This window comes from Faecalibacterium langellae, from assembly GCF_002549775.1.
Classification (GTDB): Bacteria; Bacillota; Clostridia; order Oscillospirales; family Ruminococcaceae; genus Faecalibacterium; species Faecalibacterium langellae.
The window spans coordinates 1-1013 of record NZ_NMTR01000077.1 but is presented as its reverse complement, the minus strand read 5'-3'; the positions used below and the strand labels follow the sequence as shown (position 1 = coordinate 1013).

The window sequence follows — 1013 nt, the reverse complement described above, 5'->3', positions numbered from 1 at the left end:
TAAAGTTTTCACTGTCATCTGCTGGTGTCAAAGTGAATGGGCGTACTGGAGAAATGAAACGAATACGAACTGATTCACTTTTTAGTGCTTTCAAAGCGTCTATCAAGTAAGTGGGATTAAAACTAATAATCAAATCACTTCCTGAAACGTCTAGCACATCAATATCTTCATTCACCTTTCCGACTTCAGGTGAATTAACATGAGCACTAACATTACCATTGATGATTTCGAGTTTCACCGTGCCACTTTGACTTGCATTTGAAATCAAATAGGAACGTTCCATAGCAGAACGAAGGGTAGATGTTTCAAACACAACCTCTGTTTCAAATGAATCTGACAAGAGACGATTAGTATCTGGATAATTTCCTTCTAGTAAACGTGTGTAAAAAGAGATTGTCTCACTACGGAATAGAATTTGATTTGCAGAGAAGAAAATTTCCAAATTTTCAATACCATCACTAAAGACTGCTGATAACTCTTTAAGTGATCGGCTTGGGATTACTACATCAAAGTTATCTGCAGAATGTTCCAAAACAAGTTGACGTTGGCTCATACGATGAGAATCAGTGGCAACAGCTTTAAGATCTTTGTGATTTGAAAGAACAAAGTGAACTACAGTTAAAATTGGACGACTTTCTTGCGTGCTTGCTGCAAATGACGTTTCAGCAATGATAGATTTTAACATTTTAGTGTCCATAATTAGTGGTGTCAAGCTGTCAACTTCTTGAATACGAGGATATTGCTCAGCATCCTTTCCTTTTAGAGTAATCTCTGATTTAGCACTCTTTAGTAATACTTGGTATTGTTCTATTTCTTCAAATGTAAGAGTAACATCAGGTAAGCTTGAAACAACGTTTTGAAAATGGTCACTGCTACTTCCTTATGACCTTTACCGATACTGGCTGTGGCTGTGAAGAGACTATGCCATATGAAATCGCTGAAAAACTAAAAGCAATTGATGGCATTAATTCTGTCAAAGTAGAAACCACTTACTCACCAGTCTGGAAGATGAT

1 protein-coding gene is annotated in these 1013 nt (G+C 36.7%); it reads right to left on the bottom strand.

Annotated features, from left to right (window positions below):
- A partial coding sequence (gene dnaN / locus CGS49_RS13805; protein ID WP_275542727.1) for a DNA polymerase III subunit beta occupies nucleotides 1-811 on the bottom strand: 811 nt, incomplete at its 3' end.
- Nucleotides 812-1013 lie beyond the last annotated feature (202 nt).